The organism is Vibrio atlanticus (assembly GCF_024347315.1).
GTDB classification, from domain to species: Bacteria; Pseudomonadota; Gammaproteobacteria; order Enterobacterales; family Vibrionaceae; genus Vibrio; species Vibrio atlanticus.
In genome coordinates, this window is record NZ_AP025460.1 from 2,439,602 (window position 1) to 2,465,737 (window position 26,136).

Sequence of the window (26,136 nt, forward strand, 5' to 3'; positions counted from 1 at the left end):
AACTTGTATTTATAGTAATACAAGTTAGATACAGGTTGTATTTTACACTGTCGTTTTTTTGTTATTCGTCACACTTGTTATTTATTGGAAATGCATAAGATTGCTTACATTCAAAACCTATAGATAAAAAAATAGCCCACAAACGTGGGCTATTCGACATTTTCTAAACTCGTGCGGTTATCTCAAAATCATACAAGCTAGATTTATAGTAAACCGTTGAATATTCGTAGATTTTCTGCTCTTCATAGTAGTTTTGTGATTGGTTGATCAAGATAGGATCAAGCTCCCCAACATCCAATAACTGCTGAACGGTGGCGTCGGGCAGAGCCGGCAACAGTTTCTGTTGTGTCTTGATCATCTCAATACCGTGACGGCTCAAATATTCGAACTTAGATCCCTTAAGATCTTCTTCTGTGAGGTTAGGCAACAGCACTCGAGGGATATAAAACTCTTCAAATGAGACGACTTGTTCGTTCACCAAGCGTAAACGACGAGCAAAGTTAACGGGATCACCAAGCGAAATATTGAGTTTCTGAGAGACAAATTCGTCCGCGGGTAACACTTCAAACGTATCGACAATGTTAGTTGCCTCTAACCCTGCGCCCGCAGCTTCTTGCGCCAAACCAGACATGGAAAGAAAATCGTGACGCAGTTTATTGGATTTAACAAAGCTGCCTTTTCCTTTCTCTGAGAAAATGTAACCGCCATCATTGAGTTGCTGCAATGCTTTACGCACCGTTACACGACTGACTTTCAGCAGGTCCACGAGCTGATTTTCAGACGGTAGCTTGCTGCCCGCAGGATAAGTGCCTTTATCAATCTCGCGCTTTAACTCTCCCGCGACTTGAATGTACAAAGGCTGCAAATTTTTTTGCTCAAATAACTCAGTCATAATTCCATAAAAACTAAGGGGGTTCGGGTCATCTTACTTAAGGTATAAGGGAATACCAAGCCTACAGAACGAGAGAAAACAATTTCTAACCAAAGAGATGGGTAATATTTGAAGAGAATTAGGCCAGCGCCAGATAGCAAAAAGCCGCTCATTAAGAGCGGCTTTTTTAATGGTGATGCTTGCAACATAAGTCAAATTGCAGGCTTCAAATGGGTGGAAGCCCCAGCCACATCCCGGCACACACGTCGCCTGCTGCGGCTGCTCCCTTCCAGGCCTGACCGAGTTCACAAGTTAGTGTTGCGGGAGGACCAGAGCCTCCATAGATTCTTTTTCTAAGAGGCTTGCCTCAAAGAGTGATTGGATTATTAAGCATCGCAGCAACCATTGCAAGCCCTTCCACCCTATTTTTGAACAATTACGTTCTAAGTGCTTATCCTTTATTCAACCCATTCGCAAATCGCAGGTAAATTCGCCATTTACCTGCAGTTGAAAGGTTTGGTTACAGAAGAGCTAAATATCGATGTCTTCATTATCTTCGGTGCGAAGGATGTAGTCTGTCATCCAAGCGGTGCCCAACAAACATAACCACACCACAAAAACGGGACTAGGCACTTCGATACTTGGGGTGATCACCAAAGCCGCAAAACCGACTGTTGGCAATGTCCAACACAACAGCTTATTCCAACGGAAAGTTTTCAAGCGCGTCAGTGTTTCCATCGATGCCATGATACCCGTGACACACAAAGCAACCAAAGCGGCATAAGGTAAATCGGCCATCCATAATGGAAGTATTAAGCCTAATGACCACCAGCTGTGTCGACTGGCTGGTTTAAGATGATTGGCCGCCCACCAAATCACGATGATCGACAAGGTTTGCAGTGTGGTAACCCACGGAACGCCATCAAGCTTTCCTGCGGATTGCGTCACCATGATCCCGACTTGTAGCGTTGCGACGATCAAGCCAGAAATAATCACGACCGACAAACTGCTGCGTTTTGAAAAGACCACCATCAATAGTGGGAATAACACCCATACACTGACAGAGAGCGTGATGGGTTGCAAAGGAAGGGTTAGACCGTAAGTGGTCATGGCAGCAAGCAAAGCTAAACCGGCGATACCACCCTGCGGTAGAATCCATAATGCAGGAATGACCATTGCAAGTACTGGGATATCTCCCTCACTTAAACTGATTGCTCTCGCGCAAACAACCGCTAATAATGTGGTGATCAAGAACTGAAACGTTGAAAATACCATAGCCCTCTCCTTCTACCGATCCGTGGTATTTATGAACTAGGAACATTTAGTATGGACCAATTTTTGCCCCAAATCTTTGCTGTGATTCACCAAATTCCATATGGGAAAGTAACAACTTATGGAGACATCGCACGTTTTTCAGGATTTCCGGGTTATGCGCGCCATGTGGGTAAAGCGCTGGGTAACCTACCAGAAGGAAGCAAACTGCCTTGGTATCGGGTGATCAATAGTAAAGGTGAGATCTCTTTGAAAGGGGATTCCTTTGATCGTCAGAAAAAGCATTTGCAAGAAGAAGGGATTGAAGTGAGTGACGCGGGAAAAGTTAAACTCAGAATATACAAATGGCAGCCCTAGAGCTGCCACTAATCGTCTATTCAACTGACTAAATTAAGCTTAATCAAGATGCCTTAACAGTGGCATCGATTTCGAATTAACGGACACCAACCAAACGTAGGTCTGCTTGTTGCGTGTTTTCTACGTCAGTAATCACTGACTTAATGGTGTCAGTAGTGAAACGTAATTTGCCGTCAACGTGAATCGTTGCGCGCATGTTGTAACGGTGGTTAGCTTTAATCTTGTTGTTGTCGTAGCTCAGCTCGAATGCGAACGGAACTTGCTTACCGTCTGTGGTGAACTCTTGAGTCGCGATAACGGTCGATGGTGCGTCAGCCAGTGAGATGTCTTCTAGCGTAACAGTCACTACGGCATTCTCTGGCAATGCAATTCTTTCACGGTAGCTTACTGTTCCTGAAACCACTTGAGTGTTCTCTGCAACCACTTCCTGAGAAGCACTGGTTTCTGATGTTGCTTGGCAACCCACAAGTAGGCCAAACGATACTAAAGACGTAATAAGAATTAGAGCCTTTTTCATATTCAATTTCTCTCAACATGTTTGCCGGACTCGGCAAATCTACTCACCAATTATAAGAGAGCTTTCATATTCTGTCTCGAAACCCTATGATTTATTGACAGATATCTGACTAAGCTGAATGATTAACACCATAATCTGACACCTATTTTACCAAGAGGCATGCTGGCGATGAGTCAACCTTTAAATGAATTACTCAATTTACTTCAGCTAGAGAAACTAGAGGAAGGCCTGTTCCGCGGGCAAAGTGAGAACCTAGGTCTGCCACAGGTATACGGCGGTCAAGTATTAGGGCAAGCGCTTTCTGCTGCTCGTTATACGGTTCAAGACGACCGCAGTGTTCACTCGTTCCACAGTTACTTTCTATTTCCCGGCGACCCTGAAAAACCCATTATTTACGATGTTGAGAACCTAAGAGATGGACGCAGCTTTAGTACACGCCGCGTGAAAGCGATTCAAAATGGCCGCCCTATTTTCTATCTTACGGCTTCTTATCATGGTGACGCACCCGGCTTTGAACACCAGAATGAAATGCCAAACATCCCAGGGCCAGAGAACTTTGCATCAGAAACTGAGTTAGCAAGCCACATTGCTGAATTTTTGCCTGAGAAACTGCGTAAAACTTTCTGTGGCGAAAAGCCAATTGAGATGCGCCCGGTAACAATAGTGAACCCGCTTAACCCTAAGAAAGCCGACCCAAAACAGTACCTTTGGGTGAGAGCAAATGGCGCGATGCCAGACAACCAATTGATTCACCAATACCTGCTTGCTTACGCATCGGATTGGGGATTCTTAGTGACGGCATTACACCCTCATGAAGTTTCGATCATGACGCCGAACTTCCAAGTAGCAACGATTGACCACTCAATCTGGTTCCACCGCCCATTCAAGATGGATGAGTGGTTGCTTTATGCGATTGAAAGCCCAACAGCGGCGAACACTCGTGGCCTAGTGCGCGGCGAAATTTTTAATCAGAAAGGTGAGCTCGTAGCGACAGCCGTTCAAGAAGGTGTGATGCGTTTTACTAAATAGCGATCAAGTAAATAGCGAATAAACGCTTTTTGCAAGCCCAAATATTTACGAGAAAACAAAAAGAGAGGCTAGGTTTAATACCTAGCCTCTCTTTTTAATGATGCTAACGACAAGCTGTCACGTAACAGTCCGTAATCTCTATTCAGCCTCTAGCAAGGGTTCGAATTCACCTTGTACTCGAGTTTTAATTCCATCACCAGCGTCTCGCAGTAGATTAAATGGCGATAACACCACACCTTTCACTGCGCCCTCTGCTGCGCCCTGAGCCAACTCTTTACTTTTATCTGCCAGCAAATTCGCTTGTGCCAAAATACCCGGTACTTCCGCTCGTAGCATTTCAGATTCGGCAACAACAGTGGGGATAGTTTGCTGGCGGTAAGACTTACTTTCAGCGAGCATCGGTGGCATAACATCCACACGGTATCGTTTCAGCTCAGTTAATGTTGGTGGAATAACATCGGTTCTTACCTGCTCAACTTCCGTTCGAACATTTTTTACTTCATCTAATATCGCAGGGATTTTGTTGTCGACCGATGAAACGGTTTGATTCACGTCATCTATCGTCTTTCTGACCTCTTCGACTGTGTTCAAAACTTGAGGAGCAAGCTCACTAACATGTTCAGCAAATACTAGCAGCTCTTCCACTTTTAGCCCTTTCGTGAGACCGGATAAATCTTCGATAACCTGCGGATAAGTATCGACGATCTCCCCTACTTTATTAGTAAACGAATAGATGGTGTAGCCCAAGTAAAAAATGGCGACCGCTAATACCAATTGGATCGCGGTAGATACTTTTGCAAACATGAATAATCCTTTTCTTTTATCGCAGAGGCGAGATCTAAACTGAGAAGATAGTTAAACTGAAACGATAGGTCACCTAAGATTAGTTTGAGCTTAAAGCGGCAATGCTGTCGTGTATTTCAATGGTTCCATGGCAAACGTAGAGGTCACATTAGAGATACCATCAATGCTATTCACCAAGCGCTTGTAGAAATCATCAAAGCACTTCATGTCTTTCACCTGAACTTTCATCATATAGTCATATTCGCCAGCCATGCGATAGAACTCCATCACTTCTGGAAACTCCGACACAGTATTCACAAAACGACCATACCACTCATGAGAATGATCACTGGTTTTAATCAATACGAACGCGGTAAAAGAAAGATCGAGCTTTTCTGGGTTCAACAGCGCGACTCTTTTCTCAATAATGCCGTTCTCTTCGAGGCGCTTAAGCCTTTTCCAGCAAGGCGTTGTGGTGAGATTGACCGCTTCAGAAATGTCATTCAATGACAGGGTGCTGTCTTCTTGCAGTAATCCTAATATTTTTTTATCTACGGCATCTATCACACTTTCACCAAATCGCATTTAAAGAGAATTATTTTCTACAATTTAAGCAAAACAAAGCAAATATGGCAAAGTTTTTCTCTCTGATTGTAGCTAAATTAGAACCATACCAATTACAAAGAATTCCTACACTCGATCAGGAGAACGCTTATGTGCACTGACCATCAATGGATTAACAACGCGATTCGTAAAATTGAAGCCGATTACCAACGCTCAGCGGATACGCACCTTATCAAGCTCGAACTACCAAGTATCGAAGGCATTGATGTTTACCTTAAAGATGAAAGCACACACCCAACGGGCTCTTTGAAGCACCGCTTAGCGCGTTCTCTGTTCTTATACGCTATCTGTAACGGTTGGGTTGGCCCAGAAACAACGATCATTGAATCTTCATCGGGTAGCACTGCGGTATCTGAAGCGTACTTTGCTCGCCTACTTGGCCTACCGTTTATCGCAGTGATGCCAAAGTGCACAGCGAAGAAGAAAATTGAGCAGATTGAATTCTACGGCGGCCAAGCACATCTTGTTGACCGCTCAGATGAAATTTACGATGAGTCACGTCGTTTAGCAGAAGAGCTGAATGGCCATTACATGGACCAATTTACTTACGCTGAGCGCGCAACCGACTGGCGCGGTAACAACAACATCGCGAACTCAATTTTCAATCAAATGCAGATGGAAGATCACCCAGTTCCAGCTTGGGTAGTAATGAGCCCAGGTACTGGCGGTACTTCTGCAACTATCGGCCGCTTCATTCGCTACCAACAGCATGAAACTAAACTATGTGTAGTTGACCCTGAAAACTCTGTATTCCACGAATACTTCCAAACCGGCAATGCGAACGTGAAAGGCAGTACATTCAGCAAGATTGAAGGCATTGGTCGCCCACGAGCAGAGCCAAGCTTCATTCCTGGTGTGGTTGACGAAATGCGTAAAATTCCAGATGCAGCAAGTATCGCAACGACGCATTGGTTATCTGACATTCTTGGTCGCAAGGTTGGCGCATCAACCGGTACTAACATGTACGGTGTGCTTCAGTTAGCCAGTGAGATGAAAGCGCGTGGAGAAAAAGGGTCTATCGTGACTTTGCTATGTGACAGCGGTGAGCGTTACCTAGACACTTACTTCAATGACGAGTGGGTAAATCTGAATATCGGTGACCTACAACCGTACGCGGCGAAGTTAGAAGCTTTCTCGCAAACGGGTGAACTGGTTTAAGTTCATATAAACCGATAGTTCGAAATAGAAAAGAGCCCTTGATGGGCTCTTTTTTGGTTTATTCTATTCATCAATTTCTAGCGAGAACAAATTATTCTGGCTTCTGCTTCGCTTCAAACGCCGCTAGTTGCTCAGGTGTCGCTTTTGGTTGGTGGTTTTGTTTCCACTCATCGTAAGTCATGCCATATACGCGCTCACGAGCGTCATCGATATCCAAGTCTAGGCCTTGTTGCTCAGCTTCCGCTTTATACCACTTGCTGAAACAGTTACGGCAGAAGCCCGCCAAGATCATAAGGTCGATGTTCTGCACATCCTTATTATTGTCTAAGTGTGCTAGCAGACGACGAAAGGTTGCTGCATCTAGCTTATCTTGTTCTTCTTGAGAAAGATCTTTGTATTTAAATTCAGCCACTTTACTTTCCTTTATTCGATTTATTGTATTAATTCGTTGAGCTCTGTTTGTTATACAAAAAAAGCCTGCAATTCGCTAGGAGCAAACGCAGGCTTTTCAATATTGTTACACTATTCCATGTTTATTAGCCGCGCGTGTTTATTAGCCGTGAGAGCTTCTTCCCACGTTGTCATGGCTCAGCTCTTTATTTAGAACCGCTTCCACATGACCTGGAGAACGTGTTGAGCCAGAAATCAGTCGATACATCGCTGGGATTACGAACAGAGTAACCAAAGTTGCAAAGCCCATACCAAAGAAGATAACCGTACCCACAGCCACTCTGCTTTCATAACCCGCGCCCGTTGAAGTAATCAATGGGATTGCACCGGCTAGTGTGGTAAACGCCGTCATCAAGATTGGACGTAAACGTCGAGCCGAAGCATCAATGATCGCCTTTTCAAACTCAATGCCACGGTCACGAAGTTGGTTAGCAAACTCTACGATCAAGATACCGTTTTTGGTCACCATACCGATCAACATGATCATACCAATCTGGCTGTAGACATTGAGCCCTTGATTCATCAACACCAAACCTAAGAAACCACCAAAGATACCCATAGGTACGGTGAACATCACCACCAGCGGGTTAATGAAGCTCTCAAACTGCGCGGCCAGTACCAAGTACGCGACCAGCATCGCTAGCGCGAACACCACTAAGATACTCGATTGGTTTTCTTTAAAATCTTTAGACTCGCCTGAGTAGCTTACTGAAATATCACCCGGTAGCTGCTCAATCGCTTGTTCATCAAGGAAATCCAAAGCATCGCCCAGCGTGTAACCTTCCATTAGGTTCGCTTTGATGGTCACCGATTTCTGCTTGTTATAGTGCGACAAACGAATCGAAGACGCTACTTCTTCAATATGCGTCAACGTATCGAGTGTAACCAGCTCACCAGACTGAGTTCGCATGTAGATTTGGCTCAAGTCATTAGCATTATTAAAGCTGTTCTCATCACCACGAAGGTATACGTCATACTCTTCACCGCGATCCACAAAGGTCGTTTCACTGCGTCCGCCAAGCATGATTTCTAAAGTATCTGAAATATCTGAGACACTAACACCCAGCTCGGCTGCACGTTGCTTATCTACGGTTACCAACAGCTCTGGTGTTTTCTCAGAGTAATCGATGTCCGCACCTTCCATCATTGGCGAGTCTTCAGCGGCTTGCTTTAACAATTCGCCCCATTTCTGAAGCTCAGAATAATCAGAGCCACCCAGTAAAAATTGCACAGGCTCACTCGAACCACCACGGAAGCCTGGCATGAACGGGAACACACGCACATCAGGAATACCTGCTAAAGACTTACGCACCTCGCCCAAGGCTTGTTGTGCTGTTTCTTCACGTTCGTCCCAATCTTCCAAGATCATGATAACGAAGCCCGTTTGGTCGCCCGCATTACCACCAAACGCTGGCGATTGAATGCTGAATGACTTTAAGAATCCTTGACCAAGCAGTGGCATTAGGCGCTCTTCAACGATGTCCATGTTGGCAGACATACGGTTGTAACTGGTTGCATCGGCACCACGAACAAACGCAAAGATAACACCACGGTCTTCTTGTGGCGTCAGTTGCGAAGGCACTTGTTGCATCAAACCATAACTACCGCCCATACACGCAATAATGATGATTGGAGCAGCCCAACGCCAGTTTAGAGCACGGCGCAATACCGATTTGTATCCAGCTTCTAACTTACCAAACACACGTTCAACAAATTGATTGAAGCGATTAGGTTTCACGTTCGCTTTTAAGATCTTGCTGCCCAGAACCGGCGTCAAGGTCAATGCTATGACAGATGAGAAAATCACCGACATCGCCAACAGTACCGAGAACTCAGTAAACAGAAGGCCTACCATGCCGTCCATAAACGAGATTGGTAGGAACACCATGACCAGTACTAGCGTGGTTGCGATTACCGCAAAGCCTACTTCACGTGTCCCTTTATAAGCCGCAAGCAATGGTGATTCACCACGCTCAATGTGATGGAAAATATTCTCAACCACCACAATCGCATCATCGACCACCAAACCGATAGACAGGATAAGTGCCATCAAGGTGATGAGGTTGATAGAGAAGCCAAAGTAGTACGCCGCAATAAACGACGAGATTAGCGACACAGGAACCGTCACTGCAGGAATCAGCGTTGCACGCGCTTGGCCAATGAAGACGTAAAGCACGAGGATAACCAAACCACCCGTAATAAAGAGTGTGCTGTAAACCTCTGAGATCGAACGGTCGATAAAGACAGTGGAGTCATAGTCGACAGCCAAGCGAGTTCCATCCGGCAAGAACTTTTGAATTGCTTCGACTTCTTTATGGACTAAGTCAGCCACCTCAAGTGGGTTGGCATCAGACTGAGGCACAATGCCCATACTTACGTTAACAACGCCGTCACTCTTAAAAGTCGAGTTCTCGTTTTCTGCGCCAATGTAAACATCCGCCACATCTTTCAAGTAGATAGGTGTGTTATCAGAGGCACGTTTCACCACTAAGTATTCGAAATCTTTGGCTTCAGTATATGAACGAGCAGTACGAACCGACATCACAATCGCATCGTTACGTACTTCACCACCTGGGCTTTCAATGTTCTCACTGTTCAGAGCAGAAGTGATGTCCGAGGTAGTCACGCCACGACCCGCCATCTGAGCAGGTTTCAGCTTCACATACATTACTTTGTACAAGCCACCTGAGATATCCACTGAGCTCACGCCCGAGATCAAACTAAAGCGGTCAATCAACACACGTTCGGTGTAATCGGTTAACTGCGTTCGGTCCATCTCCGTCGAGCTGAGATTGATGTAAACCGACGCTTCACCACTACCATTGTTCTTATAAACAATCGGGTCATCGGCTTCATCAGGCAACGAACGCTGAGCACGCGCTACCGCATCACGCACATCACTCACACCAGTATTGAGGTCATAACCAAGTTCAAAGGTGATGGTGATTCGTGACGATCCGTTTCGTGTCGTAGATTCGATTTCATCGATACCACTGATGCCGGATAACTGGTCTTCAAGGTTGGAGGTAATTTGGCTTTCAATGATGGTGGCAGATGCACCTTCATAACGAGTGCTGATCGATACCACCGGGCTTTCAATATCGGGCATTTCACGAACTGCGAGTTTATTGAAAGAGACAATACCAAACACAACCAAAAGCAGGCTCAATACAACAGCCGCTACTGGTCTCTTCACAGAAACATCAGATAACAACATTAGTTAGCGCCTTCTTGTGCTGCTGTACTTTCATCAAGTTTAGAAGGGCGATTAACGGCAAGTTCTTGAACCAAAACACCGTCACGCATGTTCACGATACCTTGCACTACGATCTTCTGACCAATCTCGATGCCCTTGTCGATCACAACTTCGTTATCGATTCGTGCACCCAAGAACACTTCGGTACGAGTCGCCTTGTTATCTTCGCCAATAACATAGACGAAACGCTTAGTACCAGAATACTCAAGCGCTTGAACTGGGATAATCGGCGCTTCTACAGGAGGGAAATCCATATCAGCGGCCACTAGCATGCCCGGCTTTAGGTAATCATTATTGTTGTCAAAGTGGATTCGAACTCGAAGGTTCAAGGTTTCAGCATTAATACGAGAATCAATGCCTACCACTGTGCCAGTGAACTGAGTCTCGCCCCACGCACTGGTGCGAGCCGTCACTGTCATGCCTTTAGACAGCTTAGAAAGGTAACGCTCAGGAATTTGAAGATCTAACTGCATCACAGACAAATCATCTAAAGTCACAAGCTCAGTACCTGCTGTCACCATTTTTCCGCGGCTAAAGTCGATAAAACCGACCGTGCCAGAGAAAGGCGCGCTGATGTGTAAGTCTTTAAGATTGGCATTTGCGGCAGCTAGGCGAGCATTGGCGATCTCTACGTTCGTTTTCTGAGCGTCAATTTCAGTTTGCGTAATCGCATTACGTTTCACTAGTCGTTGGAATTCCGCTAGCTTACGTTGCTCGTCTTTTAGGTACGCTTGCGCTTCTGCAACTGCAGCTTTTGCTTTGTCGTCATCTAATTGAACCAACATCTGCCCTTTGGTGACATCTTGATTGGCTTTGATGTTGATAGAGTCAACTCTGCCCGCTACTTCAGAGGTAATGGTCACAGATTGTTCTGCTTCTAACTTACCTACCAAAGAAAGAGATTGGCTAACTTGGTGAATATCAACTTGCTCAGTAACAACAGTGACAGTGCTAGGGCCCATGCGTTTAGCTAGTGCGGCTGGAGACGCCATAAGAATAGACAAGCTAAGCAGGGTTAAAACAGATTTATGCTTCATAATAATGGTCTGCAAGTAAGGTTTAATATCTATAAATGAAATTAACCGTATTCTATCAACTGATGAATGCTGTAACGTCAAGAAGTGTAAATCTAAGTTAAATTCAATTGACGTTTCATGACGAATGACACGAACCAAACGCGATACAGAAAGCTAATTACCTCAAGGTGTTACCTATCAGTACGTAAATCTTAATACAGATGTTCACTTCACGAGCAATATGCGTACTTTTCGCCATCTTTGCCCAAAAAGGCAGCATTTAACACAAAACCATAAGAAAAACCCTTTACAGGTTTAACGTGTTTGCTATGATGCGCTCCGCACTTGAGAGATGCGTTGGGAAAAACATCTCTTTAGCCTATCCATTATGAGTTAGGGAAAAACACCCTGGAGGGGTTCCCGAGTGGCCAAAGGGAGCAGACTGTAAATCTGCCGGCACTGCCTTCGATGGTTCGAATCCGTCTCCCTCCACCATATTTCTTCTTACCTCTTTTAAGAGTTAAGAGAACAACCTGATTGATGGGCTTATGGGAAAACATCAATTTAGGCTTACTTTGTGAAAAGTAAGACACACCCTGGAGGGGTTCCCGAGTGGCCAAAGGGAGCAGACTGTAAATCTGCCGGCACTGCCTTCGATGGTTCGAATCCGTCTCCCTCCACCATATTCTTCTTACCTCTTTCGAGAGTTAAGAGAACAACCTGATTGATGGGCTTATGGGAAAACATCAATTTAGGCTTACTTTGTGAAAAGTAAGACACACCCTGGAGGGGTTCCCGAGTGGCCAAAGGGAGCAGACTGTAAATCTGCCGGCACTGCCTTCGATGGTTCGAATCCGTCTCCCTCCACCATATTCTTCTTACCTCTTTCGAGAGTTAAGAGAACAACCTGATTGATGGGCTTATGGGAAAACATCAATTTAGGCTTACTTTGTGAAAAGTAAGACACACCCTGGAGGGGTTCCCGAGTGGCCAAAGGGAGCAGACTGTAAATCTGCCGGCACTGCCTTCGATGGTTCGAATCCGTCTCCCTCCACCATATTCTTCTTACCTCTTTCGAGAGTTAAGAGAACAACCTGATTGATGGGCTTATGGGAAAACATCAATTTAGGCTTACTTTGTGAAAAGTAAGACACACCCTGGAGGGGTTCCCGAGTGGCCAAAGGGAGCAGACTGTAAATCTGCCGGCACTGCCTTCGATGGTTCGAATCCGTCTCCCTCCACCATATTCTTCTTACCTCTTTCGAGAGTTAAGAGAACAACCTGATTGATGGGCTTATGGGAAAACATCAATTTAGGCTTACTTTGTGAAAAGTAAGACACACCCTGGAGGGGTTCCCGAGTGGCCAAAGGGAGCAGACTGTAAATCTGCCGGCACTGCCTTCGATGGTTCGAATCCGTCTCCCTCCACCATATTCTTCTTACCTCTTTCGAGAGTTAAGAGAACAACCTGATTGATGGGCTTATGGGAAAACATCAATTTAGGCTTACTTTGTGAAAAGTAAGACACACCCTGGAGGGGTTCCCGAGTGGCCAAAGGGAGCAGACTGTAAATCTGCCGGCACTGCCTTCGATGGTTCGAATCCGTCTCCCTCCACCATATTCTCCTTAATTGGAAAATCGAAAAGCCAACTCATTGAGTTGGCTTTTTTCGTTTCTGAGCTCTGTATCCTTCTAAACGTGTCTTTCTAAACTTATCTTTCTAAACACCGCCCTCAACTTACACCAACCCAATACTGCAAAAAAGACTAAGCGAACTAGCCTATTCAAACATCAGTGATCCCACACTTCAACATGACGCTCACAAACCAGATAAGCAACGCAGCCTAAGCAATTGGTCGATACATGTTCTTTGTCGGTTCACCACGTGTTAGTCATATTGGCATTGCTTCGTGAATCTAAAACTCTTCCCCCCACAAAAAAAAAGCTCAAAGCCAATTTCCCTGCTGCGACTTACAGATACCTATCATTAGACACAAAAAAGCCCCTGATGATTTCTCAGCAGGGGCTTTCAATTAGATGTTTAGTTAAATCGTGGAATTAACCTTGAATACCAACAATTAACCAAGGTGCATTTTGAATCGTTAGGTCACGCTCTAAGTGCCAGATATCAGTGATATCTTCTTCAATGCCGTCTGCGGTGTCACGGTAGCGACCGCTAAACTGAAGGCTTAGCTGTGCTTTGCTACCATCGTGGTCTGCGCGAACGATTTCAGCATCAACGTACATTACGTCTGTGTGCTGATCACCGTCTAGCTTGTTACGCTCAGCTTTAAGGTCTTCAAATAGGCTTGGAGATACGTATTCTTCAATCGTGTTTAGCTCGTTGTGATTCCATGCACCTTGCAGTGTACGGTAGTGCTCACGAGAACCGTTGATGAATGCCGCTTGATCAAAACCTGGTGGGTAGTTATGTGGAACATCGCTTTGTGCACCAAAACCGAAACCACCAGCGCTATTTTGCGAATGAGGTTGTGATTGAGGCTGTGCTTGCTCGAAGTTATGAACATTTGGTTGTTGCTTAGGTTGTTCAAACTTGTTCTGACCCATGCCGCCGAATGCTGGCTGTTGGCCACGTGCATTCTGCTGATTCATTGAGCCCTGCTTCGCGCCCAACATTCCGCGTAGGAATTTAAACGCTAGGAAAGCAATCAGACCCATGATCAGAATATCCATGAACTGGATACCTTCAAATGCGCCACCAAAGAATGCAGCTAAAAGACCACCAGCAAGTAAACCACCTAGCAGACCGCCCATAAGGCCTTTCTTGCTAGAGTTAGCTGCTGCTGTTTTCTTGCCAGTTTGATCTTGTCGGATCGAATTTGTGTTTTGTTGTTTTGGTGCTGGAGCCGTTTTAAAGCTTTTGCCAAATGACTTACCACCACCAAACTTTTTCGCTTCCGCGATTGGCGTCACCGCGACTGTTACCAACAGAATCGCGACTAGTGAGAAAAATCGTTTCATTATTATCCTTTATAGGTTTTTTTATCTTTCGACACCTTAATCATACTCGTTAACAAAGAACAATGAAATATTCACGACGTTTACACATGTATCATAATATTGCGGCTATTAATTGATTACTAAACTAGCGAAGGGATTGACGGCACTCTGGGGCAGCATTAAAATATTGAACGATGTTCATTTAATAGAAAGTACTCATGGCAAGACGAAACGATCATACTCGCGAACAATTAGTGCAATTAACCTTAAAGACGGTAACCGACTTCTTAGAAGAGCACTCTTATCACGAGCTAAGTCTACGTAAAATTGCCAATATGATTGGTTATGTCCCTAGCACCTTGGTGAATGTATTTGGTAACTACAACCTACTCCTTTTACACGTTGTTGCTCAAACATTAGATGAACTGTCGTCCCAATCTGCTTCTGCGGTTGAACAATCGAGCAACCCTCAACAGGCTCTTTTCAATCTTGCATACTGCTATCACGATTTTGCACAAAAACACCCTCACCGTTGGCAGCTTATCTTTGAGCACAACATGAATGGTGAAAACCTTCCTGAATGGCAATCGAACCGTATTGATAGAATGACAGGTATGTTAGAGCAATTGCTGGTAGCTATTGCGCCTGAACACACAGAAAGCGAAGTCATTAAAGCCAGCCGTGTATTATGGTCTGGAGTACATGGAATTACTCTACTTAGCGTTGATGATAAATTTTTTGCCTCTGAACCTATCGATGGTAAAGAGTTGATCAATAACCTAATCTCAAACTACTTAACCAACTGGTAATCATCCAAGGAAAGACAATGAACAACAGCAGCCAATCTTCGCTGTTAACGCAAAAAAGGTTCCTACCCTACTTTATTACTCAATTTCTAGGCGCCTTTAATGACAACATATTCAAAAATGTTCTGTTACTGTTTGTTGCTTTCGCCAGCGTAGATACGCTGCCTATTTCCAGCAACCTATTCATTAATTTGGCCGCTGGTCTTTTCATTCTGCCCTTCTTCCTGTTTTCTGCTTTGGCTGGTGTACTGGCTGACAAATACGAAAAATCTTGGTTTATACGTAAAGTTAAGCTCCTTGAAGTAGCGATCATGTCACTGGGTGCGATCGGGTTTATCTACGAAAGCTACGGGATACTACTCCTACTTCTGTTCCTAATGGGAACGCAAAGTGCCTTCTTTGGCCCGGTGAAATACGCACTGCTTCCACAACAGTTAGAAACAAAAGAACTGGTATCCGGCAACGCTTTAGTCGAAACCGGCACATTCTTAGCCATCCTTATTGGTACTTTAGGCGCCGGTATTATTGCATCTGAAGAAAGCGCGAAGCTCATTGCTGCGGTATGTATTGTTTCTTTCGCCCTGCTTGGCTATGTATCAAGCTGCTTTATTCCACAAGCGCCGAGTAACGCACCAGATCTGAAAGTGAAGTGGCAGCCAGTAAAGCTAACCCGCGCGACACTGGCGATTGCAAAAAAAGATCGCCCAACGTTTCAAGCACTGATGTCTATCAGCTGGTTCTGGTTCCTTGGCGCTGCTTATCTAACTCAGTTTCCAAACTTCACAAAGCTCCACTTGAACGGCACTGAAAGCTCGGTTGCCTTTTTGTTAGCTCTATTCTCGGTCGGTATTGCGATAGGTTCTTTGGCTTGCGATAAGTTGTCAAATCACAGAATTGAAATCGGCATCGTACCAATGGGTAGCCTAGGTATGTCGATTTTTGGGCTATTGATGGCGATATCCATTCCTGAGTCCTTGCCTGAATTTACCTCTTTCCATCAATTCGTGACGTATTCAGAGCTGTGGCCGCTGTTTGCTTATCTTCTGCTCTTAGGTGTCTCTGGCGGTATCTTCATTGTTCCTCTGTATTCTCTGATGCAGTTACGAGCGAAACCAGATGAACGCGCTCAAGTGATTGCCGGGCTCAACATTTACAATTCACTATTCATGGTGGGAAGCGCCGTTTTGGGTATTGTTTGCCTGAGTGTTCTCGATCTTTCTATTCCACAGCTGTTTGTGTTGCTCGCGATAGGGAATACTTTGGTTATGCTGTACCTGTTTTATCAGGTTCCTATCTACGCTTTCCGTTTCTTTACATGGGTGGTCACTCACACCATGTACCGAGTTAAGCACAAGAACTTACACCATCTTCCAGAGAATGGCGGTGCATTGATCGTTTGCAACCATGTGAGTTATATGGATGCACTGCTTCTGAGTGCGGTTTGCCCTCGCTTGATTCGGTTTGTGATGGAAGAGGATTACGCCAAACTTCCTCCACTACGTCGATTCTTAAAAAGAGCAGGAGTTATTCCAATCTCCGCAACCAACCGAAACTCGATTAGAAACGCTTTCAAAGAAGTTGAACGAGCCCTAGATGAAGGGCACATCGTCTGTATTTTCCCTGAAGGCAAGCTAACCGATGATGGCGAAGTAGCCGAATTCATGCGTGGCATGGAGCTGATTATCAAACGTTCTCCCGTGCCTGTGATTCCAATGGCACTTAAAGGGTTATGGGGCAGTTACTTCAGTCGTTATAAAGGTCAAGCTTTCAAGGGGCTACCCACCCGTTTCAGGGCTAAGTTAGAGATAGAAGCTGCCGAACCTATGCTAGCTAAGGAAGCTTCATGCGACACTCTTCGACAGTCAGTCTCTGATCTTCGCGGCTCACTACGCTAAATAACCAAGCCTTTATTCATATCAGCGGAACAAACGTTTAGTTTTACTTAACGTTTGTTCAATTCATTTAGACTTACTTACCATTGCGTTAAGCGTATAGTCTTCCACTACGCTGCCAATACTAGACGCGACGAATTAAATATAATGAATCTAAAAAAGTCTGTTCCATTTTATCTTGCTGCTCTGTTTTGCTTAACCCCATGGGTGAGTTCACCGACGGCACTCGTGATCGGTTTCCTTCTTGCGAGCTTAGGTTTAGTCCCTGAGCATCTAGAAGTAGGCAAACTCACCAAGAAGCTACTGGCCTACTCGATTGTCGGCTTAGGCTTTGGCATTCAGTTTGAGAAAGCATTAGCGGTAACAGGCGATGGTATTGGCCTCATTGTAACGACGATTATTGGTACCTTGGTCATTGGTTGGTTCTTGGCAAAACGCATGGGATTAGATCGCACCACGGGTTACCTTATCTCTTCTGGTACCGCAATTTGTGGTGGTAGCGCCATTGCCGCCGTAGCACCGGCCATCAAAGCTGATGATGAACAGATTGGCTTGGCGTTAGCCACTGTATTTGTGTTGAACTCGGTCGCCCTTTTCTTGTTCCCAATGATTGGCCATGCACTAGAGTTAAGCCAACAAACTTTCGGAACATGGGCTGCCATCGCGATTCATGATACCTCCTCTGTAGTCGGCGCAGCATCAGCATATGGCGAAGAAGCACTGACCACAGCAACCACATTGAAACTCGCTCGCGCACTCTGGATCATCCCAATCGCGTTAGTCAGTGCAATGATCTTCAAGAACGATCAAAAGAAGATTACGATTCCTTACTTCATTTTCTTCTATTGCGCTGCTATTGCTGTTAGTGACTTGCTGCCACAATTTGAGATGGTCTATCAAGGTATCTTTGATGTGTCTAAGCGTGCACTGGTGGTGTGTCTATTCTTGATTGGTTGCGGTATTTCAGTAGAGAAGCTTAAAGCTGCAGGGCCGAAGCCATTGATGTTTGGTATTACAATGTGGACGATGATTTCGACAGGCTCATTAGCGTGGTTAACTCTCGTATAATACGCCTAATTACACCCAATACGTAAAGAAGCACTGTAGATTGGTTAATGTATTAACCAGACAAACAGATTAGCGAATGACAAAACAAAAAGGCAAAGCTCTAATGGGCTTTGCCTTTATCGTTTTTAGTGAAAATATCGTTTGTAGTAAAGATATTCTTTGTTACAACAATCACGAATCAAATAGGGGCTTATCACTCTTCTTGCTCTCTCTTTTCATTAAAACAAGTACCACAACCAGCACAAATGCAGTGAGTTCAGCCAATGAACGAGTCAGTCCTGACGAAACGAGCGCTTGGCCTATCTGCAGCAAAACCGCAATGATGAGGGCAACTTTCATAATAAGACCTTATTCTATAATCCGTTATTTATAGAGCTTATTATGATGGATGGTTATAAAGATAATAAATTCTGTTTTGAACTATCTAATTGCTAAATTAACTAACCACCTGCCAACTTAGTCACCTAACAACTGAATCACCTAACAACTTCGCAAATAACGTCGAGGTAAGCGCTTACCTTTAACTCCTATGCTGAGACAACCACTGTGCCAATCCAGCGCGTGAGACCTTAATACCCTGTTGTTCGTGCTTAGGCATTCGATAATACTCAACAGGAAATTTGAACCGCTCAAGACGGCCATTCAATTGCTCAGCAAGCCACTCTTTGGTTGGCAGTTCAGCACAATCCACAATAGCGACAGGTCGAAACCCGAACTCATCATCTTCAATTGGAACAATAAACGCCTGATTGATTAAAGATAACTGATTCAGTGCTCGTTCAATTTCCTCACAGTGAATATTCTCACCGCCAGAAATAAACTGATTATCAGCACGACCAATGATCGACACTTGTTCGCCATCCCACTCGCCGAGGTCTTTGCTGTCGAACCAACCGTTCTCATCAACTAATGGCGTTACCTCACCCTGATAGTAATACCCAGAAGCAAGCGTATTGCCGCCAATAAAGATACGTTGATCTTCAATTTTTAGCTGGCGTTGGTCGAGAACAAAACCTGCAGTATTACTAGAATCGACTGGCTTCGCGGTCACTGTTGAAGCCGCTTCTGTCATACCGTATCCAAGCCAAGTTTCAATGCCCATTTGTTGAGCTTCAAGCCCTAGCGCTTCTGGGATATGGCTACCGCCTAAAAGCACATGAGTTAAAGTAAGTGCTTGCTTACTCTGCAATAACCTATGTAGTTGAGTAGCCACTAAAGAGGCATGACTGCAACCTTCGATGTCTGTTTCAAGTTGACCTGACCCTATTTTGATGCAGCCACCAGCCGCCAACCAACGATGGACAATCGCCAATCCCGACACATGGTACATCGGTAAACTAAGCAACCAACTGTCAGCTTGTTCAAAGTTGAAAGCGTCTAGTAAACCCTGAGCTGAACATAAGTGTTGCTGCAACGTGTGAACCACCGCTTTCGGGTTTCCGGTAGAGCCAGAAGTGAATACGATGCTTGCAAGGTTTTGAGGATTGAAATTAGGATTTTTCGGTGTTGTTGGTTTGTCATCACCATCGACCTTAACTTCGTTCAAGCAAGGTAGCGCCACCAATACCGTCTTGAGGTCAACAGCATCAGAATGATCTAACCCACAGCTATCTAATAGCCAAAGGTAACGTCTGTCTTGCTGACCATAGAGAGATTCAAGCTTCTGCGTTAAACGAGCTTTCGGCTGAGGCATGGTAAACGCACAAACCACACCCAAATTGAGTGCGGCAAGATAAACTGGAATCACTTCAGCTTGGTTCTTACCAACAATCGTCAACACATCGCCTTCAGATAGGCCTTGATGAGACAACTGTTGTTGGTACTCACTCACCAGCACAGACACTTGCTGCCAAGTGTAAGCGCGGTTAGGAGTCACTAACGCTGTTTGATGTGGGTTCTGCTGCGCCCACTGTACCCAGAGCGGGTGATGATTAGATTGTGGGCGCATCATAAGATAACCAAGTTATAGATTGAGAACGGTCTAAGCCAGTCGAACGTCAGCCTAAGAAGACCAAATCAATTGTTGCTGTTCAAGCGTTGAAACTGGAAGCTGACAACCCGGCCAAGAGACTTCTAGCTGTTGTTGATACAAGCCAATCGTATCAAGCCCTGGAACTTCATTAGGCAAGTACTGTTGTGCCAATCGAGCAATCTGAGTTAAGCCAAGGCTAGACTCTATGCTTGAGCTTAGTACAGGTTTAATACCAAGTTGTTGCGCGCGTTCAATGATAGCAACACAACGCTCTACTGAGCCTATCAAGGTTGGTTTAATCACTACCGCCTTAACACCCGTTAAGTCACTAAGATCAAACTCAGGGCTTCGCACCGCTTCTTGTAGTGTCTCATCCCATGCAATCGCCACACCGTGGTCGATGGCAAAGGCCAAGCTGTCTTCTGGTTTCTGACAAGGCTCTTCAATAAAGCTAATGCGCTGACGAAGTGACGGCGAAATATATTTAATGAACTGCTTCGCTTTCTCTGGTTTCCACGCGCGGTTGGCGTCAAGTCTTAGGGTCAAATCAGGGATAGACTCAAGGAATAAGCTCACCAGCATGCCATCACGAATCGCTTCGTAGAGACCGACTTTTACTTTGGCGACCTTCTCGCCTTTCATCTCATTCAGCACAGGGATCAATTCATCAGGATCTCCTGTACATAACGGTGCCGCTTGGTAATTACCTTCAGCATTGAGTTCGCCTCGTAGTTCCATCATCGCCATCGAAAAACCGAAGGCAACAGAAGGATATAACTCATCAAAAGGCGTTTGAGGGTTATTGTGACTCCAAAGCTCTAATTCGTGTTGCAGCTGAATGCCAGCTTGTTCAGCATCTTCTTGGCTAAAACCTGGCAAAGGCGCAACTTCGCCAAAACCAGTTTTACCATCACACTCAAGTTGGATGATATAGCCAACGCGTTCGTTCAACTTATTGTCACGAAGAATCACACCACTATCCATAGGTAATTGATAACGGTAGAGTTTAGCGTGACGCTGAGAATTCACTGAGTTCATAAAGTTTCCTAAAAAACGGGGAACATCAAAACAAAACGAGCCGCTATTAGCGACTCATTTTAAAGAAGAGAAAGACTATGGGTTACGCGGAAATTTGTCGAAATCAGGTCGACGCTTCTCGTTGAATGCGTTTCGGCCTTCTTGGCCTTCTTCTGTCATGTAGAACATCATGGTTGCGTTACCCGCCAACTCTTGAAGACCGGCTTGGCCATCACAGTCAGCGTTCAGTGCCGCTTTCAAGCAACGCAGTGCCATTGGGCTGTGTTGAAGCACTTCACGACACCAACGAACGGTCTCTTTTTCTAGGTCAGCAACAGGAACAACAGTGTTTACAAGGCCCATGTCCAGTGCTTCTTGTGCATCGTAGAAGCGGCACAAGAACCAGATTTCACGCGCTTTCTTTTGACCAACGATACGAGCCATATAAGAAGCACCCCAACCGCCATCGAAAGAACCCACTTTAGGACCCGTCTGACCGAACTGCGCGCTTTCAGCAGCAATCGTAAGGTCTGCCATCATGTGAAGTACATGACCGCCGCCTACTGCCCAACCCGATACCGCTGCGATAACTGGTTTTGGACAAGTACGAATTTGACGTTGGAAATCAAGTACGTTCAGGTGGTGTGTACCTGAATCATCTTGGTAGCCGCCGTAGTCACCACGAATACTTTGGTCACCACCAGAACAGAACGCCTTCTCACCAAGACCCGTCAAAATGATTACGCCAACCTTCTCGTCATAACGAGCATCAGCCAATGCATTGATCATCTCTTTTACGGTTTGTGGACGGAACGCATTGTGGACTTGAGGACGAGCAATCGTGATTTTCGCAATACCGTCGTCAGACTTGTGGTACTGAATATCCTCAAATTGACTGCTTTCATCGCGCCAGTTAACTGCTGCGTAAAGTTCTTCTTCTGTGATGCCTACTGTTTTAGCCATGGTGATTCCCATTGTTCTATTAGAGACCACGACTAACGAATAGTCGTGACGGTGTTGCTCTGCTTTTGATAGTGCTTTATACGAGAGAACCGCTCAGTCTGTTTAGCGACGACTGGCGATACATTGGATGATCAGGTTGGAAAACAACTCTGGTTGCTCAAAATGAACATTATGACCAGCGTAATCAACCTGACTATATTCAAAGCCACTATTCTCAGCTAGCTCCATGAATTTACGATCTTTTTCACCACACACATAATGCAATTGATGCTCATGAGATTTCAATGTGGCACGTAAATCCGGTTGCTTAGCTAACGAAGTAGATAACAACATATTTGCTACGGATACTCCAAGGTTACCACTACGCTTTATGACCAAAGTTTGTCTTTGCTCATGATTTAGTGAAGAAAAGACGCTTTGTTGATACCAATCGTCTAAAACATCTTCAATCGACTGCTGCGCAAAGCGGACAGCCCATTGCGTATCATGTACTAACCTTTGTGCTCGTTCTTCATCACGCTCCAAACCAAAGTTGCCACCTTCAATAATGACTTTCTCAAGATTGAGCGTTTCGAAGCAAGGGCTTGTCACCCCATACATGGCAAGCCTGCCCCCCATAGAGTAGCCAATCACCACGATAGGGTAATCCGCAGGAAGATCGTTGAGAGCAAGTTGAGAAGTGATGCACTGAACGATTTTCTTGCAGCAATGATCAAAGCCTACCGGATCGATAAAGCGACTTTGTCCGTGCCCGGGCAAATCTATGCAAAGACGAGGAAAATCCTCTAGATATGGATGACATGCGCTCCAATCATCCCCGCTTCCGAGTAAACCATGTAGAAAAACAAGCAAAGGTTTGTCAGAAGATTCTTGTACAGCTGGGTAATAGTTGGAGTAAAGCATGTAAAGTCCTTAGGCTAATGCCTCGGTGAGCATTGAACTGAATTGTTTCAGCAAAGTAGACGCTTGTTCGGGAGGCGTCTTAACTTCAACGAGCAAGGTACCCTGACCTTGTTCGAAATGTTGTTCGATAATCGTTTGATAGCAATTCAAAGTTTCTGGCGCCGCATAACCAAGCTGGAATTGCGCAGCGGCATGTTCAAAACCGAAACCATGGGGCATTTGATATAGAGATTGTTTTTGTTGCTCAGGAACAGGCAACAAGTCAAAGATCGCACCGCCATCATTGTTGGTCACAACAATCACCATCGGCGTTACATTGTGAGTAAGCAGAGCCAGTGAATTGAGGTCGTAAAGCAAAGAGGTATCGCCAATCAACATTATCAAGGGGTTCTGGTTGGCTTTCACCACGCCCGCAGCCGTTGCTACCAAGCCATCAATGCCCGATGCGCCACGATTACTGTAAACTTGATTTGCAGATATTGATGACAGCATATCCACCAGCCTTACCATCAAGCTGTTTCCCACAAACAACTCTCTGTCTTTAAGTCTAGTCGACAAGTCAACTGCAACGCTCAACTCGGTCAGTTGGTCATTATTGGATATTTGCGCCAATGCCAATTGTTGAACCGTATTCGCGATTTCGACCAAAGGTGCTGCCCAACCTGCATGTTGACCTAACAAGGTGGGTAAGTGCTGTTCTGACACCCACGACTCGATATCAGCAACGATATGGGTTTGAGGCAGATGATCTTGGTTGATTCGGTGCGTATCTGGCGACACAACAATGTATTGTGATGAGCAGAATGATGAAGCTTGCGACTTTATCCAATGATTAAGGCGCTTAGAAACAATACGCTCACCGAACTGAAGGATGAAATCACATTGGTTGAGTTGCGCTTTGGCTACGTCACTCTGCATCCACAAATCATAATGTTTCCAATCACTGCTGACACCTGATTGAGGATCGCAAAAAACTGGCCAGCCTAATGCAGTAGCAAACTGCTGAGCTTTTGTCGCTTGTTCAATATCGAGCGAACCGAGAATAACCACACCCTTACGTCCAAGATACTCACCTAGAGCAATCGGTTGTGTATTCACTTGATTAGGTAAAAACGTTTGGCTGTAACAACCTGTTCCCGACTTCCACCCAGTGATACTGGATGTGTATTCCGCATACATTTCCGCGCTATTCGCAGAATATAGAGGCTCAGGGAACGGACAGTTGATATGAATCACACCGCCAACATTGCGTTGTTTCGCTAGCGCGTTATCAACGGATGTCAGAAGCCAATTCAATGAAATCTGTGTGGTTGGACTGGGTAGATTTAAAGCACTTTCAACATGGGAAGAAAAGATGCCTTGCTGTTGAATCGCTTGATTAGCGCCACAGTCGACTAAATCGATAGGTCGATCAGAGGTCAGCAAAATCAGCTTCTCTCGTGTCAGTCCAGATTCAGCCGTCGCAGGAAGAAGGTTTGCAACAGCAGTACCAGAGGTGACAATCACGGCAACTGGCTTATTGCTGGCTTTTGCTAAACCTAACGCAAGAAAACCAAGCCCACGCTCATCAAAGTGCGTGTGCAGTGTCAGTTTTGGATTGGCTTCGGCTTCGAGTGTTAATGGTGTTGAGCGCGAGCCTGGCGCAACACAAACATGTTCAACGCCGCTGCGGGCTAACTCTTCAAGTAACGTATTACACCAAACTCTATTTAATACGGCTTGGTCGTGGTTCATGACGCCACACCCAATGGTGGATGATCTGAAATTAAGCTGAGCAGAGTCGACATTTTCTTATTCAACTCTTGCCACTCATGTTCAGCAACCGATCCCGGTACGATCCCGGCACCCGCAAACAGTTGTACTTGATCGTTTACAATCAAGGCACTTCGAATCGCGACACAGAATTCAGCGCGTTGATGGCTAATATAGCCAACAGAGCCTGCATACCAACCTCTCGCAAACGGTTCATGTTCAAGTATGAAATCCATCGCTTCTTTGCGCGGTAAACCCGCTACCGCAGCCGTCGGCTGTAAGGCAGCAAGCAACTGCACACCATTGACGCCGTTATTGAGCTGAGCATGGATATTACGTTTAAGATGTTGCACCTTACGCAAACGCACTAGGCGCGCCTCTTTTTCAACGTGTACCGTTTGAGAATGAGGAGTGAGACGCTCAATAATGTCGTCGACCACATACTGGTTTTCATTGAGGTTTTTACTGTCTTGAGAAAGCCAATTGGCTAACTCCATATCTTCTGTCGCGTTTTCTCCGCGACCAATGGTTCCAGCAAGCGCTTCAGTATCAAGCTCAGTGCCATATCGACTGTACAAACGCTCTGGCGTTGAGCCGATAAAGCTGTGTTTGGAATCCAATACCAACATAAAGTGAAAGCTGTGATGGTTTTGCAGGTAGCTGGCCTTAAGCAACTGAGCCGCGCAGATTGGCGCATCGAGTTGCAATGTGGTTTTACGCGCTAAAACGACTTTTTTGTACTCTTCGTCGCTAATGCCTTTCAGCACTTTATCGACAAGGTTGCCCCACAGCTCTCGTTCTGGAACGTGGTTAATCTGCTCAATGTGCGCCGACAAAGGGGCCAATATCGCCGCTTCAACAGAAAGCTTATTTAGAGCATTAATAGAAGCAACGCGATCAGGAGATAAGTTGACGGCTAACGACCAAGTCTTGTCAAAGCGGATCAGTTCAACCTGAGGAAGGAAGAAAAACGATTCCATGCAACGACGGTTTTTTGCGGTGTGCCCGTCAAACGAGCGCCCACCCCAGATTCGTTGGTCTTCACCAAGAATAGCGTACGCGGGAGCGGGATCAGAAAAAGTATGTAATTGCCCGAGCGCAACGACCTCTTCACGAGTATCACGTGACTGCCAGTAGAACTTTGGAAAGAGCGGTTGAGCATGAAGCCATTCTATAAATGCAAACGATGGTTTTTGCGTTAGAACTTCAACACAACGAACTTCACTTGCTTGGGCATTTTGTACTCGCTCAATCAAAGCGGAGATAGTTTGCTGGAAATGTGACAAATCGACCTCGTTCACATCTAAATTATTATTATATTAGTTTGATACTTTATGGGCAGCACCCACTTAGATCAAGAATCTACTATATCTTTTGAACATTCGTGTGATTTTAAGCGATCTAGCCCCTTTATTCACCTTAGCCAATAACAAAGAAAGCGATTAATTAAAATTTAGAAAAGAGTGACA

General features: G+C 45.2%; 22 protein-coding genes, 7 tRNA genes and 1 other RNA gene. 13 read left to right on the plus strand and 17 right to left on the minus strand.

Annotated elements, in window-relative coordinates:
* Positions 1–163: 163 nt before the first annotated feature.
* From OCV30_RS10840 to OCV30_RS10850, 3 genes are all read right to left on the minus strand, one after another.
* Positions 164–892, minus strand: a complete 729-nt coding sequence (locus tag OCV30_RS10840; protein ID WP_065679272.1) for a GntR family transcriptional regulator — start codon at positions 890–892, stop codon at positions 164–166.
* Between the two features lie 217 nt (positions 893–1,109).
* Positions 1,110–1,206: signal recognition particle sRNA small type (gene ffs, locus OCV30_RS10845), an RNA gene on the minus strand.
* 196 nt (positions 1,207–1,402) lie between these two features.
* On the minus strand, positions 1,403–2,146 hold the full coding sequence (locus tag OCV30_RS10850; RefSeq protein ID WP_009847251.1) for a VP0952 family biofilm-associated protein: 744 nt from the start codon (positions 2,144–2,146) through the stop codon (positions 1,403–1,405).
* Between the two features lie 51 nt (positions 2,147–2,197).
* Here OCV30_RS10850 and OCV30_RS10855 point away from each other — a divergent pair, with 51 nt between their 5' ends.
* Positions 2,198–2,500 (plus strand): MGMT family protein, encoded by a 303-nt coding sequence (locus OCV30_RS10855; RefSeq protein WP_009847252.1) that lies wholly within the window; start codon positions 2,198–2,200, stop codon positions 2,498–2,500.
* 76 nt (positions 2,501–2,576) lie between these two features.
* On the opposite strand, the gene OCV30_RS10860 is transcribed toward OCV30_RS10855, so the two are convergent.
* Positions 2,577–3,017, minus strand: coding sequence for a YbaY family lipoprotein (locus tag OCV30_RS10860; RefSeq protein ID WP_065679270.1), 441 nt, complete (start codon positions 3,015–3,017; stop codon positions 2,577–2,579).
* Between the two features lie 168 nt (positions 3,018–3,185).
* Between OCV30_RS10860 and tesB the strand changes: the two genes are divergently transcribed.
* On the plus strand, positions 3,186–4,046 hold the full coding sequence (gene tesB, locus OCV30_RS10865) for an acyl-CoA thioesterase II (RefSeq protein WP_012604483.1): 861 nt from the start codon (positions 3,186–3,188) through the stop codon (positions 4,044–4,046).
* A 138-nt stretch (positions 4,047–4,184) separates the two neighbouring features.
* Here tesB and OCV30_RS10870 read toward each other — a convergent pair whose 3' ends face one another.
* Both OCV30_RS10870 and OCV30_RS10875 read right to left on the minus strand, forming a co-directional pair.
* The gene (locus OCV30_RS10870) at positions 4,185–4,850 is read right to left on the minus strand and encodes a hypothetical protein (protein ID WP_065679269.1); all 666 of its coding nucleotides are present in this window, start codon (positions 4,848–4,850) and stop codon (positions 4,185–4,187) included.
* 90 nt (positions 4,851–4,940) lie between these two features.
* On the minus strand, positions 4,941–5,414 hold the full coding sequence (locus tag OCV30_RS10875) for an Lrp/AsnC family transcriptional regulator (RefSeq protein WP_017078855.1): 474 nt from the start codon (positions 5,412–5,414) through the stop codon (positions 4,941–4,943).
* A 129-nt stretch (positions 5,415–5,543) separates the two neighbouring features.
* On the opposite strand from OCV30_RS10875, the gene OCV30_RS10880 reads away from it, so the two are divergent.
* A complete protein-coding gene (locus OCV30_RS10880; protein ID WP_065679268.1) occupies positions 5,544–6,611 on the plus strand; it encodes a PLP-dependent cysteine synthase family protein in 1,068 nt (355 codons plus the stop codon).
* Between the two features lie 91 nt (positions 6,612–6,702).
* On the opposite strand, the gene OCV30_RS10885 is transcribed toward OCV30_RS10880, so the two are convergent.
* The 3 genes from OCV30_RS10885 to OCV30_RS10895 form a co-directional block, all read right to left on the minus strand.
* Positions 6,703–7,023: a DUF1244 domain-containing protein gene (locus OCV30_RS10885; protein WP_004736423.1), complete on the minus strand. Its 321-nt coding sequence runs from the start codon at positions 7,021–7,023 to the stop codon at positions 6,703–6,705.
* Positions 7,024–7,164: 141 nt separating this feature from the next.
* On the minus strand, positions 7,165–10,278 hold the full coding sequence (gene vexH / locus OCV30_RS10890; RefSeq protein ID WP_065679267.1) for a vibriobactin export RND transporter permease subunit VexH: 3,114 nt from the start codon (positions 10,276–10,278) through the stop codon (positions 7,165–7,167).
* Complete coding sequence (locus tag OCV30_RS10895) at positions 10,278–11,354, minus strand: efflux RND transporter periplasmic adaptor subunit (RefSeq protein ID WP_065679266.1); 1,077 nt, start codon at positions 11,352–11,354, stop codon at positions 10,278–10,280. The genes vexH and OCV30_RS10895 overlap by 1 nt, the downstream gene beginning before the upstream one ends.
* 389 nt (positions 11,355–11,743) lie before the next feature.
* On the opposite strand from OCV30_RS10895, the gene OCV30_RS10900 reads away from it, so the two are divergent.
* The 7 genes from OCV30_RS10900 to OCV30_RS10930 all read left to right on the plus strand — a co-directional run bounded on the left by OCV30_RS10900 (position 11,744) and on the right by OCV30_RS10930 (position 12,951).
* A tRNA-Tyr gene (locus tag OCV30_RS10900) sits at positions 11,744–11,828 on the plus strand.
* 103 nt (positions 11,829–11,931) lie between these two features.
* Positions 11,932–12,016 (plus strand) — tRNA-Tyr (locus tag OCV30_RS10905).
* A gap of 102 nt (positions 12,017–12,118) precedes the next feature.
* A tRNA-Tyr gene (locus tag OCV30_RS10910) sits at positions 12,119–12,203 on the plus strand.
* Between the two features lie 102 nt (positions 12,204–12,305).
* Positions 12,306–12,390: transfer RNA gene (locus OCV30_RS10915), tRNA-Tyr, on the plus strand.
* 102 nt (positions 12,391–12,492) lie between these two features.
* Positions 12,493–12,577 (plus strand) — tRNA-Tyr (locus tag OCV30_RS10920).
* Positions 12,578–12,679: 102 nt separating this feature from the next.
* A tRNA-Tyr gene (locus OCV30_RS10925) sits at positions 12,680–12,764 on the plus strand.
* Positions 12,765–12,866: 102 nt separating this feature from the next.
* Positions 12,867–12,951: transfer RNA gene (locus tag OCV30_RS10930), tRNA-Tyr, on the plus strand.
* A gap of 440 nt (positions 12,952–13,391) precedes the next feature.
* Here the strand turns inward: OCV30_RS10930 and OCV30_RS10935 are convergent.
* On the minus strand, positions 13,392–14,315 hold the full coding sequence (locus OCV30_RS10935; protein ID WP_065679265.1) for a Tim44 domain-containing protein: 924 nt from the start codon (positions 14,313–14,315) through the stop codon (positions 13,392–13,394).
* A gap of 197 nt (positions 14,316–14,512) precedes the next feature.
* Between OCV30_RS10935 and OCV30_RS10940 the strand changes: the two genes are divergently transcribed.
* The 3 genes from OCV30_RS10940 to OCV30_RS10950 all read left to right on the plus strand — a co-directional run bounded on the left by OCV30_RS10940 (position 14,513) and on the right by OCV30_RS10950 (position 18,060).
* Positions 14,513–15,103, plus strand: coding sequence for a TetR/AcrR family transcriptional regulator (locus tag OCV30_RS10940; RefSeq protein ID WP_012604487.1), 591 nt, complete (start codon positions 14,513–14,515; stop codon positions 15,101–15,103).
* Between the two features lie 17 nt (positions 15,104–15,120).
* Positions 15,121–16,995 (plus strand): MFS transporter, encoded by a 1,875-nt coding sequence (locus tag OCV30_RS10945; RefSeq protein WP_065679264.1) that lies wholly within the window; start codon positions 15,121–15,123, stop codon positions 16,993–16,995.
* Positions 16,996–17,139: 144 nt separating this feature from the next.
* Positions 17,140–18,060, plus strand: coding sequence for a YeiH family protein (locus OCV30_RS10950; protein ID WP_065679263.1), 921 nt, complete (start codon positions 17,140–17,142; stop codon positions 18,058–18,060).
* 171 nt (positions 18,061–18,231) lie between these two features.
* Here the strand turns inward: OCV30_RS10950 and OCV30_RS10955 are convergent, their stop codons facing one another.
* The 7 genes from OCV30_RS10955 to OCV30_RS10985 form a co-directional block, all read right to left on the minus strand.
* Positions 18,232–18,399 (minus strand): hypothetical protein, encoded by a 168-nt coding sequence (locus tag OCV30_RS10955; protein WP_017100591.1) that lies wholly within the window; start codon positions 18,397–18,399, stop codon positions 18,232–18,234.
* Between the two features lie 181 nt (positions 18,400–18,580).
* Positions 18,581–20,011: an o-succinylbenzoate--CoA ligase gene (gene menE, locus OCV30_RS10960; RefSeq protein WP_065679262.1), complete on the minus strand. Its 1,431-nt coding sequence runs from the start codon at positions 20,009–20,011 to the stop codon at positions 18,581–18,583.
* 51 nt (positions 20,012–20,062) lie between these two features.
* Positions 20,063–21,070: an o-succinylbenzoate synthase gene (menC, locus tag OCV30_RS10965; RefSeq protein ID WP_065679261.1), complete on the minus strand. Its 1,008-nt coding sequence runs from the start codon at positions 21,068–21,070 to the stop codon at positions 20,063–20,065.
* 75 nt (positions 21,071–21,145) lie between these two features.
* Positions 21,146–22,012 (minus strand): 1,4-dihydroxy-2-naphthoyl-CoA synthase, encoded by an 867-nt coding sequence (gene menB, locus OCV30_RS10970; RefSeq protein ID WP_065679260.1) that lies wholly within the window; start codon positions 22,010–22,012, stop codon positions 21,146–21,148.
* A gap of 102 nt (positions 22,013–22,114) precedes the next feature.
* Positions 22,115–22,915, minus strand: coding sequence for a 2-succinyl-6-hydroxy-2,4-cyclohexadiene-1-carboxylate synthase (gene menH, locus OCV30_RS10975; RefSeq protein WP_017110064.1), 801 nt, complete (start codon positions 22,913–22,915; stop codon positions 22,115–22,117).
* A 9-nt stretch (positions 22,916–22,924) separates the two neighbouring features.
* A complete protein-coding gene (gene menD, locus OCV30_RS10980) occupies positions 22,925–24,649 on the minus strand; it encodes a 2-succinyl-5-enolpyruvyl-6-hydroxy-3-cyclohexene-1-carboxylic-acid synthase (protein ID WP_065679259.1) in 1,725 nt (574 codons plus the stop codon).
* Entirely contained in the window at positions 24,646–25,953 is a 1,308-nt protein-coding gene (locus OCV30_RS10985; RefSeq protein WP_050648016.1) for an isochorismate synthase, read from the minus strand. Before OCV30_RS10985 ends, menD begins: the two co-directional genes overlap by 4 nt.
* Between the last annotated feature and the right edge of the window lie 183 nt (positions 25,954–26,136).

What these genes read in the sequence shown, in the direction of transcription:
- OCV30_RS10840 (WP_065679272.1), bottom strand. Translation starts at nt 892, where the DNA reads ATGACTGAGTTATTTGAGCAAAAAAATTTGCAGCCTTTGTACATTCAA.
- OCV30_RS10945 (WP_065679264.1), top strand. Translation starts at nt 15,121, where the DNA reads ATGAACAACAGCAGCCAATCTTCGCTGTTAACGCAAAAAAGGTTCCTA.
- OCV30_RS10895 (WP_065679266.1), bottom strand. Translation starts at nt 11,354, where the DNA reads ATGAAGCATAAATCTGTTTTAACCCTGCTTAGCTTGTCTATTCTTATG.
- tesB (WP_012604483.1), top strand. Translation starts at nt 3,186, where the DNA reads ATGAGTCAACCTTTAAATGAATTACTCAATTTACTTCAGCTAGAGAAA.
- OCV30_RS10850 (WP_009847251.1), bottom strand. Translation starts at nt 2,146, where the DNA reads ATGGTATTTTCAACGTTTCAGTTCTTGATCACCACATTATTAGCGGTT.
- OCV30_RS10870 (WP_065679269.1), bottom strand. Translation starts at nt 4,850, where the DNA reads ATGTTTGCAAAAGTATCTACCGCGATCCAATTGGTATTAGCGGTCGCC.
- OCV30_RS10940 (WP_012604487.1), top strand. Translation starts at nt 14,513, where the DNA reads ATGGCAAGACGAAACGATCATACTCGCGAACAATTAGTGCAATTAACC.
- OCV30_RS10880 (WP_065679268.1), top strand. Translation starts at nt 5,544, where the DNA reads ATGTGCACTGACCATCAATGGATTAACAACGCGATTCGTAAAATTGAA.
- OCV30_RS10860 (WP_065679270.1), bottom strand. Translation starts at nt 3,017, where the DNA reads ATGAAAAAGGCTCTAATTCTTATTACGTCTTTAGTATCGTTTGGCCTA.
- menD (WP_065679259.1), bottom strand. Translation starts at nt 24,649, where the DNA reads ATGAACCACGACCAAGCCGTATTAAATAGAGTTTGGTGTAATACGTTA.
- menB (WP_065679260.1), bottom strand. Translation starts at nt 22,012, where the DNA reads ATGGCTAAAACAGTAGGCATCACAGAAGAAGAACTTTACGCAGCAGTT.
- menC (WP_065679261.1), bottom strand. Translation starts at nt 21,070, where the DNA reads ATGAACTCAGTGAATTCTCAGCGTCACGCTAAACTCTACCGTTATCAA.
- menH (WP_017110064.1), bottom strand. Translation starts at nt 22,915, where the DNA reads ATGCTTTACTCCAACTATTACCCAGCTGTACAAGAATCTTCTGACAAA.
- OCV30_RS10950 (WP_065679263.1), top strand. Translation starts at nt 17,140, where the DNA reads ATGAATCTAAAAAAGTCTGTTCCATTTTATCTTGCTGCTCTGTTTTGC.
- OCV30_RS10855 (WP_009847252.1), top strand. Translation starts at nt 2,198, where the DNA reads ATGGACCAATTTTTGCCCCAAATCTTTGCTGTGATTCACCAAATTCCA.
- OCV30_RS10875 (WP_017078855.1), bottom strand. Translation starts at nt 5,414, where the DNA reads ATGCGATTTGGTGAAAGTGTGATAGATGCCGTAGATAAAAAAATATTA.
- menE (WP_065679262.1), bottom strand. Translation starts at nt 20,011, where the DNA reads ATGATGCGCCCACAATCTAATCATCACCCGCTCTGGGTACAGTGGGCG.
- OCV30_RS10955 (WP_017100591.1), bottom strand. Translation starts at nt 18,399, where the DNA reads ATGAAAGTTGCCCTCATCATTGCGGTTTTGCTGCAGATAGGCCAAGCG.
- OCV30_RS10935 (WP_065679265.1), bottom strand. Translation starts at nt 14,315, where the DNA reads ATGAAACGATTTTTCTCACTAGTCGCGATTCTGTTGGTAACAGTCGCG.
- vexH (WP_065679267.1), bottom strand. Translation starts at nt 10,278, where the DNA reads ATGTTGTTATCTGATGTTTCTGTGAAGAGACCAGTAGCGGCTGTTGTA.